Genomic DNA, 16,440 nt, shown 5'->3' on the forward strand with positions numbered 1-16,440 from the left:
GATGAGTGACGTGCTTTTAAAAGTTGAGGATGTAACTCGACGATTTGTCTCTGGCGACGAGTCGCTTACCGTGTTGAACCACATTAATTTAGAGATAAAACGCGGTGAAATGGTCGCGATCGTGGGTGCATCAGGATCAGGTAAATCGACGCTGATGAATGTGCTCGGCTGCTTGGATAAACCGTCCAGTGGTCGATACTTCATTAATGGGCAAGATGTCTCGACGTTGGAATCCGACCTACTGGCGGAACTGCGCCGCGAGTATTTTGGCTTTATATTCCAGCGTTACCATTTGCTGGGGGACTTAACCGCGGTGGCAAACGTGGAAGTACCTGCGGTTTACGCGGGAGTTCCTCATCGTCAAAGAACGGAGCGAGCGCAGTCGTTATTGGCTCGCTTGGGGCTGGAAGATCGTTTGACTCACAAGCCCAGCCAACTGAGTGGTGGCCAGCAACAGCGCGTGAGTGTTGCTCGTGCACTGATGAACGGTGGTGAGGTGATTCTTGCTGATGAGCCCACTGGCGCATTAGACAGTCACAGTGGGCAAGAGATGATGGCACTGCTTAAAGAGTTGCATCAACTTGGGCATACGATCATCTTAGTGACTCATGATATGAACGTGGCGAACTTTGCGGATCGCATCATTGAAATCAAAGATGGTGAAATCATTGCAGATACGCCAAATGCACAAGTTGTAATCAATGAGCAAGCAGCAAATACACCGAGCGCGTCTTTTCATCGCCCAGCGCAAGCCGCCAGTAAGTGGTGGAAGTGGGACAGTTTTATTGACGCGCTCAAAATGGCGCTGCTGGCGATGTCTAGCCACAGAATGCGCACGTTTTTGACCATGCTCGGCATCATTATTGGTATAGCCTCGGTGGTTTCCGTGGTGGCACTAGGTAATGGTTCACAACAGCAAATTTTGTCGAATATTTCATCCATGGGAACAAACACCATTGATGTCAGGCCGGGCAAAGGGTTTGGTGACCGCCGCTCCGGACGAGTGAAAACGCTAACCGCCGACGATGCTAAATCGTTGGAGAGTCTACCTTTTGTCGACAGTGTCACGCCGTCTTTATCCAACAGCTTAACCGTGCGTTACGCCAATCAGGATGCAACCGCGTCTGTGGAAGGGGTTGGGGAAGATTATTTTCGTGTGCGCGGTTATGAGATCGCCAAAGGTCAGTTTTGGGATGAAGAGAGCGTGAATTCGCTCGCCCAAGAAGCAGTGATTGATGACAACACTAGAAAGGAAATGTTTGCGGATAGAAATCCGATTGGTGAAGTGATTTTTCTAGGTTCATTGCCAGTGCGTATTGTGGGTGTCACGCAGAAAAAAGAAGACGCGTTTGGTAACAGCGACGCACTGAAAATTTGGGTGCCATACACCACCATGTCGGGACGAATGATGGGACAACGCTACCTCAACGGTATTACTGTACGGATTGATGAGAATGCCCCAAGCGCAGCGGTAGAACAGAGCATCATCAACTTGTTAAAAATGCGCCACGGTACAGAAGATTTCTTCACGATTAACACTGACACCATTCGTCAGAGCATCGAGAAAACCACCGCCACCATGACGTTACTGATCTCAGCGATTGCGGTGATCTCCCTAATTGTCGGGGGAATTGGCGTAATGAACATCATGTTGGTGTCGGTGACAGAGCGCACGAAAGAGATCGGTGTGCGAATGGCTGTGGGTGCGCGGCAAGCGGATATTTTGCGTCAGTTTTTGATTGAAGCGGTACTAGTGTGTTTGTGTGGTGGCATTGCTGGTATTGGCTTGGCGTTTTTGATTGGTTTTGCATTCAGTACATCTGGCAGCAGCTTCCAAATGATTTACTCAATGAGCTCGATCATCTGGGCGTTTATTTGCTCAACGTTGATTGGCATCGCTTTCGGCTTTTTACCCGCTCGCAATGCAGCCAAACTCGATCCGATAGAAGCGCTAGCGAGAGACTAAAAATGAGTAACACAATGAAATTCAAAACTCGATTGGTCGCGGCTGCCTTAAGTGCAGTGTGGTTGTCAGGTTGTGGTTCGCTTATGCGTAGTGACTATCAAGCTCCTGAGGTGCAAGTGCCTGCAAATTGGCAACAGATGCATGTTGCGGGTGATGTCAGTATGGATCCTTGGTGGTTGGCGTTTAACGACCCAACGCTTAATCAATACATTACTCAGGTGTTGGCTCAAAACAACGATTTGACGCTGGCAACGCTAACGCTAAAGAAAGCGCGTTTACAGCTGGGTTTAGCGCAAGATGACCTTTTCCCTACGTTGAGTTCTTCCACATCAGGACAAGTTCAAAAATCTCTTGATAGCGGGGAATCGGCAGATAGCTACAGCACTAACTTGTCCGTCAATTACGAGTTGGATTTGTGGGGAAAAATCTCGGCAGACGTTGACCAAGCCAAGTGGACGGCGATGGCAAGTCAGCAAGATCGCGAGGCGACCGCACAAAGTTTGGTGGCAACGACGGCATCGTTATATTGGCAAATCGGCTATCTGAAACAGCGTTTAAACCTCAGTCAGCGTAATGTGGAAGACGTAGCTCAAACGCTACAATTGATTGAAAAACAGTACCAACTTGGCGCTGTGGATCAGTTAGATGTGCTTGAAGCCAAACGTACGTTGGCAAGCTTACAAGCGCAGCAAAGTGAGTTTGAACAGAGTTTACTTGAGGCAAACAACGCCTTTACGATTTTGTTCAATCAACCGCCGAAGAGCATCAGTGCAAACATCCAAATGCTGCCTGAAGGCGATATGCCATCGTTGAGTGTTGGTGCTCCGTCTGATTTATTGATCCGCAGACCCGACATTAAAGCAGCGATTTACGAAGTCAAAGCCGCGCTAGCAAATAAAGACGCAGCAGATTTGGACTACTTGCCCAAGCTGACGCTCACAGGGGCTTTGGGTGGATCGTCACAAGCGCTTAAAGACCTGCTTTCCAACCCGATTGGCAGCTTAGGTGCGGATATGACGCTACCGTTTTTGCAGTGGAATGAGATGAAAAATAGCCAAGCCATTGCCGATTTAGACTATCAATCGGCTATTGTGAGTTATCGCCAAGTGTTGTACGCCGCATTCCAAGATGTCGAAAATGCCTTGTCGGCACGCGAGAAATTGAAGTATCAGGCGGCGCGTTTACAAGAACAGTATGATGCCGCAAGTGCCGCTGAGTCCATTTATGCTGCGCGGTATCAGTATGGCTCGACGTCGATCATGGACTATTTGAATGCACAAGAAGACACCAGAAACGCGCAAGCTTCTTTGTTGGAAAACCGCTACAACCAGTTTCTCACTCAGGTTACGCTTTACCAGTCTTTAGGAGGAACCGACGTCGCGCCACTGTAACTTGTTTAGCGTTGCGACTGCTGTGATCACAAAGTTCCTTCGATAAAAATGGCCACGATGTGTCGTGGCCATTTTGCTTATCAACGTGTGTACGAAGATAAGGTATCAACTCAGAAGCCGTGTCTGGTTAGAAACGGTACTCTGCTAAGTTGTTGCTACTTTCTAGCATTTTCTCTGCAACATAGCGGTGAGTTGCTGTTGTTGGATGCGTGACATCCCAGAACACAAACTTCTCAGCACCAGATGCTGCACACTCAGAGCGCAATGCGTGGGTGTACATGTAATCGACAGACGATGAGCGGTTGATGTCCAAACAAGGATCACTCGCGTTCACGAAACCGTGCTCTTCTGGCGCAGAAGTTAGCGTCTCGAACAAGGCGTGAGTATCAAACAACGTGATGTTGTAACCTTGCGCTTTGTAGTACATCGCTTGTGCCTTGATGAACTCGTTCATCTCAAGCACTTTCGCACGAATTTTGTCGATCTCTTCTTGTGTTGAGTACTTAAACTGAGGCGCTTTCGTCGCATCTGGCAGTGTCATCAACATGAAGTTCTTCGCACCTGCGTCCGTCAAACGAATCAGTGCTTCTGCATAATCCGCTTTCACTTCTGGAACGCCACGGTTGTAGTTCATGAAGTCATTCAAACCAAACTCAAGCGTAAACAAGGTGTTTGCTGGTTTGTAGTTCTTCGCCAGTTTTGCGTAGGTTAAGTACGAAGAAACTTGATCACCAACCCCTGTTAGCGCGATGTATTGGTTCTCACCAGCCGCGCCGCCAACTGCCCAGTTGTAGAGCGGAAGGTTCTTCGCTTTGGCAATGTATTCTGTCCACACAAAACCGTTGGAGAAGTGACCTAAGAACCAGCTGTTCGGGTTAGGGAAGCGCCATTGTGATGCGTTAAATATGTTGCCTGTATCAGACAAGCTGTCACCGAGTGCAACCACTTTGTTGATTTGATCTGGCTGCATTGCTGCGTCGTTGCTCCAGATCGTGTGGTTGTATGAGAAGCGATTGTCAGCGGCGAAGAACGTAATGTCTGCGTTCTCGTTCGCCAAATCTAATGTTGCTTCACAACGCTGACGGATAACGTTTTGCGACGTGTTGGTGTAGAACATGTTTTTAAATGAAACGGAGCTCCACCAGTAGCCGTCAATGGTGAAGTAGCTACCATCTTCGTTTTTTGCCCATTCCCAATCGGTCGCCGGATCATCTTTCGAGTAGCTGGTGCGATACCAACAGCGAACATAGGTATAGGTTTGGTTTTCTTGCGTGCTGATCACTTCAGACGCTGAAACCATTTCTGGTGATAAGGTTGGCTCTTCGGCAACTGCAGAAGCAAGCGGGAGTAATGCAGTTAATAGTGTGATTGTTTTTTTCATCATTCACTCTTCTTGTAATGGTTATTGACCCAAGCACATTGAAAAAATACTTGGCTATAACATTGTTTAGATGAGAATTTTTCTCACTAAACCCTCTAATTCTGAGTAAATACTCCAGACAGTCAACAACTAAATATTCATTATTTTGATTTTGGCATCACGGTCAAAAAAATCATTCAGCATAGCAATCGATTAAATGGCTCATATTTAGAATAATTACTCACTAACATTAATTTAACATGCATTTTTTGTTAAATAAGTGATTGCTTTATAAGGTTTTGTTGATGCTTTTTGATGTTAACTAAAAATGTTGATTGAATGATATTTTGTACAAATTTGTATATTCATGAAACAAATTGTTTGGCATTTTTGGACGATGAACTATAGCTGAGTGACTCATGTATACATCGCAATGATGATTTTTCATGAGGATATAGTGAATAAAAATTAGCTCAACTAAGGAATAGGGCAAATGCACTACACAACAAGTAAAAAACAAGGCTTATTTACATTGTCTGCTGTCGCCGTCGCGCTGACTGCTTCCATGTCAGCATTCGCGGCTCCACCGATGGGATTCGACGAATCCAAGTTGCCGACGAAATACATCGTCAAATTCAAAGAAGATCCGGTAAGCCGATCTTCGATGGGGGGCAACTCGTTTTGGGGACCACGTATCGCGCAAGAATCTGTTTTGCAACAGGTGAAAGCACGTAAAGTGGAAAAACTAGGTAACCGTGCCATTTACAGTGTTGAGCTGGATGGGGATGATCTTGAACCACTGCGTAACCGTGGTGATGTGGAATACGTGGAAGTCGATCCTCCGCGTTACCTGCTAAGTGAAACGGTACCTTGGGGTTACAACGCAGTGAATGCTCAACAGTTGGATGACTTCAATGCAGGTAACCGCACGGTTTGTATCATCGACTCTGGCTACGATTTGTCGCACAACGATCTGAGCGGTAACCGTGTTGCTGGTACCAATGACAGCGGCACAGGATCATGGAGTGATCCTGGCAACAACAACGCGCATGGTACTCACGTAGCGGGCACTATCGCTGCGATCGCGAATACTGAAGGCGTGAAGGGCGTGATGCCAAACCAAAACGTGAACCTTCACATCGTGAAAGTGTTTAACGAAGCGGGCTGGGGTTACTCTTCTGGTCTTGTGAAAGCGATACAAACGTGTGCTGATAATGGCGCAAACGTGGTGAACATGAGCCTCGGTGGTAGCCAATCGAGCCGCACGGAGCAAAATGCACTGAAAGCGATCTACGATCAAGGCGTACTGTTAATCGCTGCGGCGGGTAACGACGGCAATACTGCGCACAGCTACCCAGCGTCTTACGATTCTGTCATGTCAGTTGCAGCGGTCGATAATCAAAATGATCACGCGGCGTTCTCGCAAGCGACGGATCAAGTTGAAATCGCGGCGCCGGGTGTGGCGATCCTGTCCACCGTAACAGTAGGCGAAGGTAAGTTGTCTGACATTACGCTAAACGGTGTTAGCCAGTTTGACCGTGGCATCGTGCCTCATAACCGTTTGGTCCACAACGGCACGGAGTTTGTACCAGCACCAGTTGCAGGTTCAGTCACCGCGACATTGGCAAGCTGTGATGTGTCTGGTGGCAACTTCAACTGTGGCGACATGTCAGGCAAAATCTGTCTTACTGAGCGTATTGGCAATCAATCTTCAGGTACATACCCAGAGGTGGATGCAGTCCGAGCATGTTACAACGCGGGCGCAAGCGCGGCGATTGTATACAGCAACGCGGCATTAGCTGGGTTACAAAACCCTTTCTTAGTTGACCAAAACAACGCTTATCGCATGGTGTCGGTGACAGTTGATCGTGCATTTGGTCAAGAGCTATTGGGTTACGTAGGCCAAGAGATCACGGTTGCAACTACATCAGGTGAAGACTACGAGTACTACAACGGCACTTCGATGGCGACTCCGCACGTAACGGGCGTAGCTGGCTTGGTGTGGAGTTACCACCCAACGTGTACCGCAGCGCAAGTACGTAACGCGTTGATCAAAACCGCGACAGACATTGATGTTGCAGGTCGAGATAACCGCACAGGTCACGGCCTAGTGAATGCGGAAGCGGCGAAGCTGTTCTTGGATGCGGGCTGTAATGGTCCTGACGGTGGCGGTAGCTCTGTAGATTCTAGCTACTCAAACACTAACCCTGTTGCGATTCCTGACAACAAAACCTCTGGTGCCATCAGCGCACTGAATGTCGATCGCACTGGCGACTCAGGTACTGTAAGCATTGACGTAGATATTAGCCATACTTACATCGGTGACCTACGAGTGACTCTGACTTCACCGACAGGTGGACAAGTCGTGCTTCACGACAATACTGGCGGCAGCGCTAACGATATTAAAACCACTTTCCAAGTTGATTTCTCTGGTTTTGAATCACAAGGTTCTTGGGAACTAAAAGCCGTCGACAGTGCCAGAAGAGACACAGGTACAATCAACAGTTGGTCTCTGACATTTCAATAAGGAGTGACTATGAAGAAGCTGACCTTACTTTCCGTAACGGCGGGGAGTTTGACCGCGCTATTGGCGATTGGCATGAGCGCCACCAGCCTTGCCAACAACCAAGGCTTTCCTCTTGTGGATGAGCGTCCAACAAGTGCAGAGCAACAACCGGCTCGCTATTTTGTGAAATATCACAAAGGGAAAGAAAGCGAAGTGAGAGCGCTTCTTCGTCACAACAACCTTGAAGTGGTCGATGCTTTGGTGAAACAGCAAGTGTTGGTAGTAACCGGCTCTCAAGAAGATGTCGACAAGCTTTCCACCAGCGATGCGGTTGAGTACACCGAGCAAGAACCAACGAGAAAGTTGCTGTCCCAATAAGATAGCCTCAATAAGAAAAACGCCCCTCACGTGAGGGGCGTTTTTTTTGAGTGCTTTTCTATGGCTAAAGCCTCTCAGAGATGAATGCCGACGAGCCTAATTCCGTATTCATCAGAGAGAAAACTTAGCGAACAATCAAACCAAGTAGGATACCTACCGCGCCGAAGTCAGCATCACTGAATGTTGTGTTTGCAAAGCCAAGATCACCCAGTACTGGCATTAGGAATACAGGTAGGAAAGTAATCAGTAGACCTTGTGCAAACGCGCCTAGAATTGCGCCGCGACGACCACCTGTCGCGTTACCAAATACACCTGCCGCAGCACCCACAAAGAAGTGTGGAACGACACCTGGGATAATCACAGTAAGACCCATCACGTACAGCAGGAACATGCCCACTAGACCGGCTGCAAAGCTCGATAGGAAGCCCACCAATACCGCGTTTGGCGCGTATGGGAACACAACCGGACAATCCAGTGCAGGTTTTGCGTTTGGAACCAGTTTGTCTGAGATGCCTTTAAATGCAGGAACGATTTCTGCGATAACCATACGTACACCTTGCAGGATAACGTACACACCACCTGCAAATGTGATGGATTGCATTAGCGCAAACATAGACCAATGTTTACCGCCACTGACTTCACGGACAAAGTCACCGCCAGCGAATAAACACGTCACCACAAAGATGATGCCCATTGTGAACGAGATAGCCACTGGTGTATCACGTAGGAACAGCAAGCTTTTAGGGACATTCATCTCTTCAGTAGAATGTTCTTTGTTACCAAACTTGCTGCCAATGAAACCAGCTAGGACGTAAGAAAGCGTTGAGAAGTGACCAATCGCAACGTCGTCTGAGCCTGTTACTTGCTTCATGTATTTGTGCGCAATTGCAGGGAAGAACACCATTACAGAACCCACAACCACAGAGCCAAGAGCGATCAGTGGAACACCTTTCATGCCGCTAGATGCCAGAATCGCCGCCACCATCATCGACATAAATAGCGTGTGGTGACCTGTTAGGAAGATGAATTTCCACGGCGTGAAACGAGCGATCAGAATGTTCACCAACATACCGAAGAACATGATCATCGCCATCTCTTTACCAAACGCTTCTTGCGCGATAGAGACGATAGCTTCGTTGTTTGGTACCACGCCTGTAATGCCAAATGCGTGTTGGAAAATGGTCGCGAAGTCGCCTAGCGAGCTCACAACTAAGCCTGCACCTGCGCCAAGTACGATGAAACCAAGAATGGTTTTTACCGTGCCTTTAATGCACTCGGTGACTGGTTTTTTCTGGGCAATTAAGCCGATTAGAGCGATGAGACCGACCAGAACCGCTGGCTCTGATAGGACATCGTTCATTAAGAAACTGAAGAATTCCATAACGCCACCTTATAGAGCGCCAAGCTCTTGAAGTGCCACAGATAAACGCTCTTTCATTGCGACTTTGTCGACCATGTTATCAAGCGCTACGATACGTTGCTCAACGCCAAGTGCTTCCAACTGTTCTGCAATGTCTTTTGTGCCGATGAAAATGTCGCAACTTGTGCCTTTTGCTGAGCCAAGATCGATGTGATCCACAGCGGCATCGACGTTCAATTCTTTTACGATGCTTTTGATGCTCATTTCCATCATTAGGCTAGTACCAAGACCGTGACCGCAAACAACCATAATTTTCATAATTCAGACCTTTTCTTTTTTATAGGGGGTATACCCATTTGTGAATGGGGTATGTCAGGAGTAAAACTTAGTATTTGTCGATGATCGCAAGAACATCTTCTTTGCTTTGAGCGTTGCAGATGGCCTCTACGTGCTCTTCATTCATAAACAATTCCGCCAGTTTCGAAATCGCATCAACGTGGCTATTACTGTCCGTTGCCGCTAGCGTGACCAGCATTTTTACTGGGTCATTTTCTTCAGAGTTAAAATTGACGCCGTTTTGGATCACCGTGATCGCCAGTGACAAACGGTTAACGCCATCTTCAGGGCGAGCGTGTGGCATCGCCATGCCCGGACCTACCACGTAGTAAGGACCAAGCTCTTCGTGCGAGCGGTAAATTGCTTCAACGTAACTTGGTTCTATCGCGCCATTTTCAATCAAAGCTTCACAAGATTTGCTGATCGCATCTTTCCAGTCGGTTGCGTCAGAATGGATGCGAATGACATCAGAGGTAATCAGTTCACGTAGCATTGGAATGTTTCCGATTTGTTGTTTTGTTGCTGCGTACTTTATCGATCAATTTGCCAGAAAAACCTGAGAGTGATCACAAATGGTAGCGCTATCTGATAGCGCTACCATTAATTGTGATAGCGCTATCATTTTTATCAGGCATCGAAGTTTCATATGCTGGTGTTCGAGTTCTAATGCGCTAATATCAAAACCATTAAAGCGCTGTGATAAGATGTCGCAGCTGAAATTAGAGAACATTAAATAAAAACAATGAGCGAACCTCGCAAACGAAGAAGTACCGGCAATGTCACTTTGGCTGATGTCGCCAAACAAGCAGGCGTAGGCACGATGACGGTGTCGCGAGCATTACGAACGCCAGAGCTGGTATCCGATAAGCTGAGAGAAAAAATTCAACAAGTGGTTGATGAGCTCGGCTATATCCCGAACAAAGCCGCAGGGGCACTCGCATCTGCAGAAAGTTATTCCATCGCTCTAATCATTCCGTCACTGTTTGAAAAAGCATGCGCGCATTTCTTACCAAGCTTCCAACAGGCGTTAAACAAAGCGGGTTATCAACTATTGCTGGGTTACAGCGACTACTCGATTGAGCAAGAAGAAAAGTTGCTTTCGACTTTTTTAGAGAGCCGTCCTGCGGGCGTTGTACTGTTTGGAAGTGAGCATAGTCAGCGAACGCATCAACTGCTAGAGGCGTCAAATACGCCAGTGTTAGAGATTGCCGAACTGAGCTCAAAGGCTAGTTATCTCAACATTGGCGTGGATCACTTCGAAGTGGGTAAGGCCTGTACCAGACACCTGATTGAACAAGGTTTTAAGAACGTTGGTTTTATTGGGGCGCGCGGGAATCACTCGACGTTGCAACGCCAGTTACACGGTTGGCAAAGTGCGATGATTGAAAACTATCTCACCCCAGATCATTTTCTGACGACTCATGAAGCTCCATCTTCACAATTGGGTGCGGAAGGATTGGCGAAGTTATTGCTGCGCGATTCAAGCTTGAATGCTTTGGTGTGTAGCCATGAGGAGATAGCAATTGGTGCGCTCTTTGAGTGCCATCGCCGCGTGCTCAAAGTCCCGACCGACATTGCCATTATTTGCCTTGAAGGCTCTTCTATGGGGGAGCACGCTTACCCAAGTTTGACATCGGCAGAATTTGATTACGAGCGCATGGGCACCAAGGCGGCAGAAAAACTGTTGCATGCCATCAAAGGTGAGCCAGAAGAAAGGCCAACCAGTATGGGCTTTAAGCTAAAGCGTCGAGCAAGTACCGCGATTAACTGAGACTTCCGCTTTCCATAAATACAAAAAGCCTCTCAATATGGAGAGGCTTTTTACATTCTGAATTCGCGAGCGAAAACTACGGACGTTCGCCCGCGGCTAGGCGTTGTTCGATATCTACGATCACCTCTGGCAGATCGGAGATGGTGTCGATTAAGTAGTGAGGTGCACTCTTGATAAACTTCGCGCGTGCTTTTTCACGAGCTTTCTCTAAGGTTGCTTCGTCTGCGGCTTGGTATTCTTCAAGTGTCAGACCCGCTTCGTTACCAGAAAGTAGCAGACCCACCGTCCACATGCCCGCATTGTGACCTTCAAAGATGCCTGGTGCTGAGTCGTCCACTTTGACGCATGCTTTAACGTCGGTTACATCAAGCTCAATCACGTTTTTCAGTGCCATGAACGGCGCAGGGCGACCGCCTTGTGGCAGATCGTCCGTTGCTACTACGTAATCTGGTTGGTAGCCGTAGTCCGCTGCAACTGGAATCAGTACGTCCATCACTTCGCGAGGGTAACCAGAACAAGAACCGATCTTGATGCCTTTGTCTTTCAGACCGTTTACCACTTCAACTGCGTTGAGGATTGGTTCTGCGTGGTCAGCCACTTTTGCTTTTTGCAGAGGCATAAATGCCGCGTAAATTGCGTCGATGTCTTCGTTGGTCATTGAGCGCCCAAACTTCTCATTCCAACGTTTATCAACTGCAGGGATGCGACCCACAGCTTGGATGTGGTCCCACTTACCAAGCCCCATTGGTTCACGCGCTTCTTCAAGACCGATTTCAAAATCAAAGCCTTGTTTGAACGCTTCCACAAAGATACTGGTTGGTGCAAAAGAGCCGAAATCGACGATAGTGCCAGCCCAGTCAAAGATCACTGCTTGAATTGGTGAGTTGCTCATGTTCAATCCTTTTTCTTGCTTGCCAGGGCGCTTGCCTTCACGCTGGAAGCGCGCTCTGGATAAATTGTTTCTTGTCGAGGTTAGAAGTAATTAAAGTCTTTACACACTTTGGCGATCGCTTCTTCGAAGATCGCCAACGCTTCTGTCAGTTGCTCGCGAGTGATGATCAGCGGTGGGCTGAGTTGAATCACATTGCCTTGTGACACCTTGAAGCTCACTCCGTTGTTGAGGCATTGGTACAACACAGCTTCCGCTTCGTCATACGCGCGTGCTTTGCTTTCGTGGTCGGTGACCAGTTCAATGCCCCACAACATGCCGATGCCACGTACATCACCAATCACTGGGTACTTGGCTTTCATCTCTAGCAGTTTTTCACGCATGAACTGGCTGTCGGCTTTGACTTTATCTAGCAAGCCGTCTTGCTCAATGGCTTCCATGGTTGCCAGTGCTGCAGCACAACCGATAGGGCTTTTCTCATGAGTGTAATGACCCATGGAGATTTGCTCGGCAGTGTTGTATTTATCTTTGGTTACCATGGCTGCGATAGGCACTAAGCCTCCGCCCAAACCTTTACCGATGCAGAGTATATCTGGCTCGATGTCGTAGGCTTGGTAGGTGAACCATTCACCGCTGCGACCCATGCCGTTAGGAATGTCGTCGATGATCAGCATGACATTGTGTTTGTCACAGATTTCACGGATGCGTTTCCAGTAGGCTTTACTTGGCACTTGAACATCCGTGTTGCGAACTGCTTCTGCGATAAACGCGCCCACGCCACCTTCTTTCTCAATCACGTATTCAAGGTAATCGGCGTAATGCACATCGCTGCCGTCCGCGACTGGGAAAGCGCCACGGTAAGACACCGCTGGTGGAATGCGCTCAACACCTGCCATTAATGGTCCCATGCCTTGGCGGAAACACGCTTCACCACCCACTGAGATGGCATCCAGCGATGCGCCGTGGAAGGAATCCCAAAGAGACACTACCTTGCAGTTGCCCGTGATGTGGCGCGCTAGTTTAAGTGCCATGCCAACCGCAGATGTGCCACCCGGAGCAAACAAAACGCGGTTTAATTCTCCACCACAGATTTGCGTGAGTTTTTCGGCACATTCAATCGCGGTCTCGTTGGTAAAACGACGTGGTGAAAACGGCAGTTTGGCAATTTGCTCTTGCACACGTTTAATCACATGCGGATGACCGTAGCCCAGCTGATGGACGTTGTTGCCATGGAAGTCCATGTACTTTTTGCCGGTAGCATCTTGGATGTAGATGCCTTCCGCTGCTTCCAAGGTATCTAAGCAAGGCGTCGACATAGCTTGATGAAGAAAGACCTCGGAATCGCGCTTCAATAATGCTTGCGTGCGTTCGTCGTCCATCGACACATTCCAAGCTTGGCGCGCCGGTGTCGTGTTGACATCGCCTTCACTACGAAAATGGGTCGGTTTGATATTCTGAGTCATAGTGCTCTCTCAATCAGAAAACAGCTTTACGCAACTTGCCAGTACATTGCTTTTTCAATCGCACCGATTAAGCGCTCGATATCTGCTGGGTAAACTTCACCAATGTTGCCAATACGGAAGCAGTCTGCGTTTGATACCTTACCCGGATAAATTACAAAACCTTGCTCTTTCAAACGTGTGTAGAACGTTTTGAACTGGTAATCACTGTGAGTCGGAGAGTAGAAAGAAGTGATGATTGGCGAGTGAAGGTCATCACTCAGTAGTGGCTCAAACCCCAAAGAACGCATACCTGCAACCAGTGTTTTCTGGTTAGTTTGGTAACGGTTATGACGAGCCTCAATGCCGCCTTCTTGTTCCAGCTCTAGTAATGCTTGGTAGAAAGCGCGAACCGTGTGCGTAGGAGACGTGAAACGCCATTTGCCGTGGTTCACTTCCATGCAGTGCCACTGGTCGTAAAGGTCAAGGCTCAAAGAACGTGCCTGACCTTGGCACTTTTCGAGTTCCGTTTGTTTCGCAATCACAAAGCCAAAGCCCGGCACGCCTTGAATACATTTGTTTGCAGAGCTGATCATAAAATCGATGCCTAGTTCTGCGATATCGATAGGAATACCACCAAAGCTCGACATGGCATCGAGAATCACCACTTTACCGTGTGCTTTTGCCGCAGAAGCAAATGCCTCAATTGGGTTAAGCATGCCAGTGGTTGTCTCACAGTGAACAATTGCCACGTGTGTGATAGCAGGATCCGATGCCAATGCAGTTTCCACCTCGTTCAAGTGTGGCTGTGATGTTTCGCCTGGGGAAACTACATGGCATGGAATATTTAGGTATTCAGCGATCTGAGCGATACGCGCACCGTAAGCACCGTTGTCGACAACCAACAACTTTCCATCTTTGCCAATGGCACTGCCAATCGTTGCTTCCACTGATGCGGTGCCGCTACCTTGCATTAGTACGCTGGTGTAGCCGCTATGCTTTGTTGCCAGTTTTACAAGCTTAGTGCGGATCACTTCGACAATGTCTTTGTTGTATTCATCATCCCAAGTACACCAGTCTTTTAGCATGGCTTCACGTACTGTTTCAGAAGTAGATAGAGGACCTGGAGTCAGTAGTAGGTATTCGTTTTTCATCTCGATTTCCATCAGAATAATTTAATTGGTCTACACCAGAAGTTGGATTCACTCTAGCAAGGATGAAAAAGGGTCGTAAATAGCCATTCAGTGAATTTCATAAAACTTTCATATCCAAAATTTCACCGATCAGTTGGTCGCCTATTTATCGATAATTTTCTCAAAACTGCCATTTTATGGTCATGAATTCGTCACATTGGCGAAGTAGGGTAATTAGCGTCAACTGGTACAGACCAAAATGAAAACTTAGCCAAATTAACTGGAGAAAATGATGAAAAACCGTTTGATGAAAGGATCGCTGGCTGCGCTTGTCTCTCTGCTTGCTACCAATGCAATGGCTGCACAGGAAGTGACGGTTTACACCGCTTTCGAAACTGACATTCTTGCTAAATACAAGTCTGCGTTTGAGAAAGATAACCCAGATATCAAGATTAAGTGGGTTCGCGATTCAACTGGTATCATGACGGCGAAATTGCTGGCAGAAAAGAACAACCCTCAAGCTGAAGTAGTTTGGGGTCTTGCTGGCTCGTCAATGGCATTGCTAAAAGAAGAAGGCCTTTTAAAACCATATACACCAAAAGGTTTGGCCGATCTTCACGCGAACCTAAACGACCCTCAATCAAACCAAGCTTGGTTCGGTAACGATGCATTCTTTAACGCAGTTTGTTTCAACGAAGCGGTAGCGAAACAACTTAGCTTACCGAAACCAACGTCTTGGGAAGACCTAACAAAGCCGGTTTACAAAGGTCACATTGCAATGCCGAACCCAGCGTCTTCAGGCACTGGCTACATGCAGGTGTCTGCTTGGCTACAAAACATGGGCGAAGATCAGGCATGGAACTACATGCGTGACTTAGACAAAAACATTGCACACTACACGCACTCTGGTTCTAAGCCATGCGTTCAAGCGGGTATGGGCGAAGTGGCCATCGGTATTTCGATGGCGAGCCGCGGCGCGAAGCTGAAAACACAAGGTGCACCACTAGCGGTTATCACACCAAAAGGCATCGGCTGGGAATCAGAAGCGGTTGGCCTAGTGAAAGAGTCGGATGCAGCGAAGCGCGTTGTCGACTGGTCAATATCTAAAGCAGCAAATGAGCTTTACGTAGAAATGTACCCAGTGGTTGCACATAAAGAAGTGAAAGCGACCGTATCTAACTTCCCGAACGTTCAAGAGAACATGGCGAAGATGGATTTTGCGCAAATGGGTAGCAAACGTGCAGAAATCTTAGCGACATGGTCTGAGAAATTTGACGCGAAATCAGAGCCAAAATCATAAGGGTTACGACAAATCCGATTGTCAAAGGAGAGCGGTTGCTCTCCTTTTTTGCATCTTGCGAAAAGTAGAGGCACATTAGTGGCCGGATACTCAGGTAGAAAAGAGGAAGTGCATGGAAATCCAACGTATTAATGCGGAGCAGACATTGCCGCTTCGACAGCAGGTTTTATGGCCAAGCAAAAGCATTGAGTTTTGCAAGGTTGATGAAGATGAAACTGGCTATCATTACGGGAGTTATGTGAACGGAGAGCTGGTGGGTGTGGCGTCAGTCTTCTTCAACAATGGCGCAGCAAGACTAAGGAAGTTTGCGGTATCTTCAAGTCAACAAGGTAAAGGGATCGGCTCTCGAATGTTGGAGACGATGATTGAAGATGCTAAGGCGTTGAACGCAGCGGTATTCTGGTGCGATGCGCGTGAGTCGGCGTTGAGAATTTATCAGAAGTTTGGATTACAGAAAGAGGGTGAGCGCTTTTATAAATCAGACATTCCGTATTTCAAAATGAGTTTAGATTTAAGCGTTTAATGTCGAGGGCGTTCATCTATTTGTCATCTTCTGGCTATAAATTTGTCATTGGAACGTAACACTCCAAAACTAAAGTTGGTATATACCA

Annotated in this window: 14 protein-coding genes; 7 read left to right on the forward strand and 7 right to left on the reverse strand. The window is 47.6% G+C overall.

The window, feature by feature from the left end; genetic code table 11:
- The first annotated feature begins 1 nt into the window (after position 1).
- The gene (locus DYB02_RS21380) at positions 2–1,966 is read left to right on the forward strand and encodes a MacB family efflux pump subunit (RefSeq protein WP_029805885.1); all 1,965 of its coding nucleotides are present in this window, start codon (positions 2–4) and stop codon (positions 1,964–1,966) included.
- A gap of 14 nt (positions 1,967–1,980) precedes the next feature.
- Positions 1,981–3,357, forward strand: coding sequence for an efflux transporter outer membrane subunit (locus DYB02_RS21385; protein WP_029805886.1), 1,377 nt, complete (start codon positions 1,981–1,983; stop codon positions 3,355–3,357).
- Positions 3,358–3,484: 127 nt separating this feature from the next.
- Here the strand turns inward: DYB02_RS21385 and DYB02_RS21390 are convergent, their stop codons facing one another.
- On the reverse strand, positions 3,485–4,741 hold the full coding sequence (locus tag DYB02_RS21390; RefSeq protein ID WP_017448010.1) for a type 2 secretion system lipase: 1,257 nt from the start codon (positions 4,739–4,741) through the stop codon (positions 3,485–3,487).
- Positions 4,742–5,210: 469 nt separating this feature from the next.
- Here DYB02_RS21390 and DYB02_RS21395 point away from each other — a divergent pair, with 469 nt between their 5' ends.
- Entirely contained in the window at positions 5,211–7,244 is a 2,034-nt protein-coding gene (locus DYB02_RS21395; RefSeq protein ID WP_029806560.1) for a S8 family serine peptidase, read from the forward strand.
- Between the two features lie 9 nt (positions 7,245–7,253).
- A complete protein-coding gene (locus tag DYB02_RS21400) occupies positions 7,254–7,601 on the forward strand; it encodes a hypothetical protein (protein WP_005464009.1) in 348 nt (115 codons plus the stop codon).
- 124 nt (positions 7,602–7,725) lie between these two features.
- Here the strand turns inward: DYB02_RS21400 and ulaA are convergent, their stop codons facing one another.
- The 3 genes from ulaA to DYB02_RS21415 all read right to left on the reverse strand — a co-directional run bounded on the left by ulaA (position 7,726) and on the right by DYB02_RS21415 (position 9,790).
- Complete coding sequence (ulaA, locus tag DYB02_RS21405) at positions 7,726–8,982, reverse strand: PTS ascorbate transporter subunit IIC (RefSeq protein ID WP_025442483.1); 1,257 nt, start codon at positions 8,980–8,982, stop codon at positions 7,726–7,728.
- 9 nt (positions 8,983–8,991) lie between these two features.
- The gene (locus DYB02_RS21410; protein ID WP_005463968.1) at positions 8,992–9,279 is read right to left on the reverse strand and encodes a PTS sugar transporter subunit IIB; all 288 of its coding nucleotides are present in this window, start codon (positions 9,277–9,279) and stop codon (positions 8,992–8,994) included.
- 67 nt (positions 9,280–9,346) lie between these two features.
- On the reverse strand, positions 9,347–9,790 hold the full coding sequence (locus DYB02_RS21415; protein ID WP_005463973.1) for a PTS sugar transporter subunit IIA: 444 nt from the start codon (positions 9,788–9,790) through the stop codon (positions 9,347–9,349).
- A gap of 249 nt (positions 9,791–10,039) precedes the next feature.
- Here DYB02_RS21415 and DYB02_RS21420 point away from each other — a divergent pair, with 249 nt between their 5' ends.
- Complete coding sequence (locus tag DYB02_RS21420; protein ID WP_005463961.1) at positions 10,040–11,068, forward strand: LacI family DNA-binding transcriptional regulator; 1,029 nt, start codon at positions 10,040–10,042, stop codon at positions 11,066–11,068.
- A gap of 76 nt (positions 11,069–11,144) precedes the next feature.
- On the opposite strand, the gene phnX is transcribed toward DYB02_RS21420, so the two are convergent.
- From phnX to phnW, 3 genes are all read right to left on the reverse strand, one after another.
- On the reverse strand, positions 11,145–11,960 hold the full coding sequence (gene phnX / locus DYB02_RS21425) for a phosphonoacetaldehyde hydrolase (RefSeq protein WP_029804996.1): 816 nt from the start codon (positions 11,958–11,960) through the stop codon (positions 11,145–11,147).
- A gap of 80 nt (positions 11,961–12,040) precedes the next feature.
- A complete protein-coding gene (locus tag DYB02_RS21430; RefSeq protein ID WP_029804994.1) occupies positions 12,041–13,420 on the reverse strand; it encodes an aspartate aminotransferase family protein in 1,380 nt (459 codons plus the stop codon).
- Between the two features lie 26 nt (positions 13,421–13,446).
- On the reverse strand, positions 13,447–14,550 hold the full coding sequence (gene phnW, locus DYB02_RS21435; RefSeq protein WP_029804992.1) for a 2-aminoethylphosphonate--pyruvate transaminase: 1,104 nt from the start codon (positions 14,548–14,550) through the stop codon (positions 13,447–13,449).
- A 268-nt stretch (positions 14,551–14,818) separates the two neighbouring features.
- Between phnW and DYB02_RS21440 the strand changes: the two genes are divergently transcribed.
- Positions 14,819–15,829 (forward strand): putative 2-aminoethylphosphonate ABC transporter substrate-binding protein, encoded by a 1,011-nt coding sequence (locus DYB02_RS21440; protein ID WP_029804990.1) that lies wholly within the window; start codon positions 14,819–14,821, stop codon positions 15,827–15,829.
- A 112-nt stretch (positions 15,830–15,941) separates the two neighbouring features.
- A complete protein-coding gene (locus DYB02_RS21445; protein ID WP_029804988.1) occupies positions 15,942–16,352 on the forward strand; it encodes a GNAT family N-acetyltransferase in 411 nt (136 codons plus the stop codon).
- Positions 16,353–16,440: the final 88 nt, after the last annotated feature.

Origin of the sequence: Vibrio parahaemolyticus, from assembly GCF_900460535.1 — a bacterium.
Lineage (GTDB): Bacteria > Pseudomonadota > Gammaproteobacteria > Enterobacterales > Vibrionaceae > Vibrio > Vibrio parahaemolyticus.

Coding starts and splice junctions, on each gene's coding strand:
- DYB02_RS21430 (WP_029804994.1), bottom strand. CDS start 13,420: ATGACTCAGAATATCAAACCGACCCATTTTCGTAGTGAAGGCGATGTC.
- phnX (WP_029804996.1), bottom strand. CDS start 11,960: ATGAGCAACTCACCAATTCAAGCAGTGATCTTTGACTGGGCTGGCACT.
- ulaA (WP_025442483.1), bottom strand. CDS start 8,982: ATGGAATTCTTCAGTTTCTTAATGAACGATGTCCTATCAGAGCCAGCG.
- phnW (WP_029804992.1), bottom strand. CDS start 14,550: ATGAAAAACGAATACCTACTACTGACTCCAGGTCCTCTATCTACTTCT.
- DYB02_RS21380 (WP_029805885.1), top strand. CDS start 2: ATGAGTGACGTGCTTTTAAAAGTTGAGGATGTAACTCGACGATTTGTC.
- DYB02_RS21385 (WP_029805886.1), top strand. CDS start 1,981: ATGAAATTCAAAACTCGATTGGTCGCGGCTGCCTTAAGTGCAGTGTGG.
- DYB02_RS21420 (WP_005463961.1), top strand. CDS start 10,040: ATGAGCGAACCTCGCAAACGAAGAAGTACCGGCAATGTCACTTTGGCT.
- DYB02_RS21415 (WP_005463973.1), bottom strand. CDS start 9,790: ATGCTACGTGAACTGATTACCTCTGATGTCATTCGCATCCATTCTGAC.
- DYB02_RS21390 (WP_017448010.1), bottom strand. CDS start 4,741: ATGATGAAAAAAACAATCACACTATTAACTGCATTACTCCCGCTTGCT.
- DYB02_RS21400 (WP_005464009.1), top strand. CDS start 7,254: ATGAAGAAGCTGACCTTACTTTCCGTAACGGCGGGGAGTTTGACCGCG.
- DYB02_RS21395 (WP_029806560.1), top strand. CDS start 5,211: ATGCACTACACAACAAGTAAAAAACAAGGCTTATTTACATTGTCTGCT.
- DYB02_RS21410 (WP_005463968.1), bottom strand. CDS start 9,279: ATGAAAATTATGGTTGTTTGCGGTCACGGTCTTGGTACTAGCCTAATG.
- DYB02_RS21445 (WP_029804988.1), top strand. CDS start 15,942: ATGGAAATCCAACGTATTAATGCGGAGCAGACATTGCCGCTTCGACAG.
- DYB02_RS21440 (WP_029804990.1), top strand. CDS start 14,819: ATGATGAAAAACCGTTTGATGAAAGGATCGCTGGCTGCGCTTGTCTCT.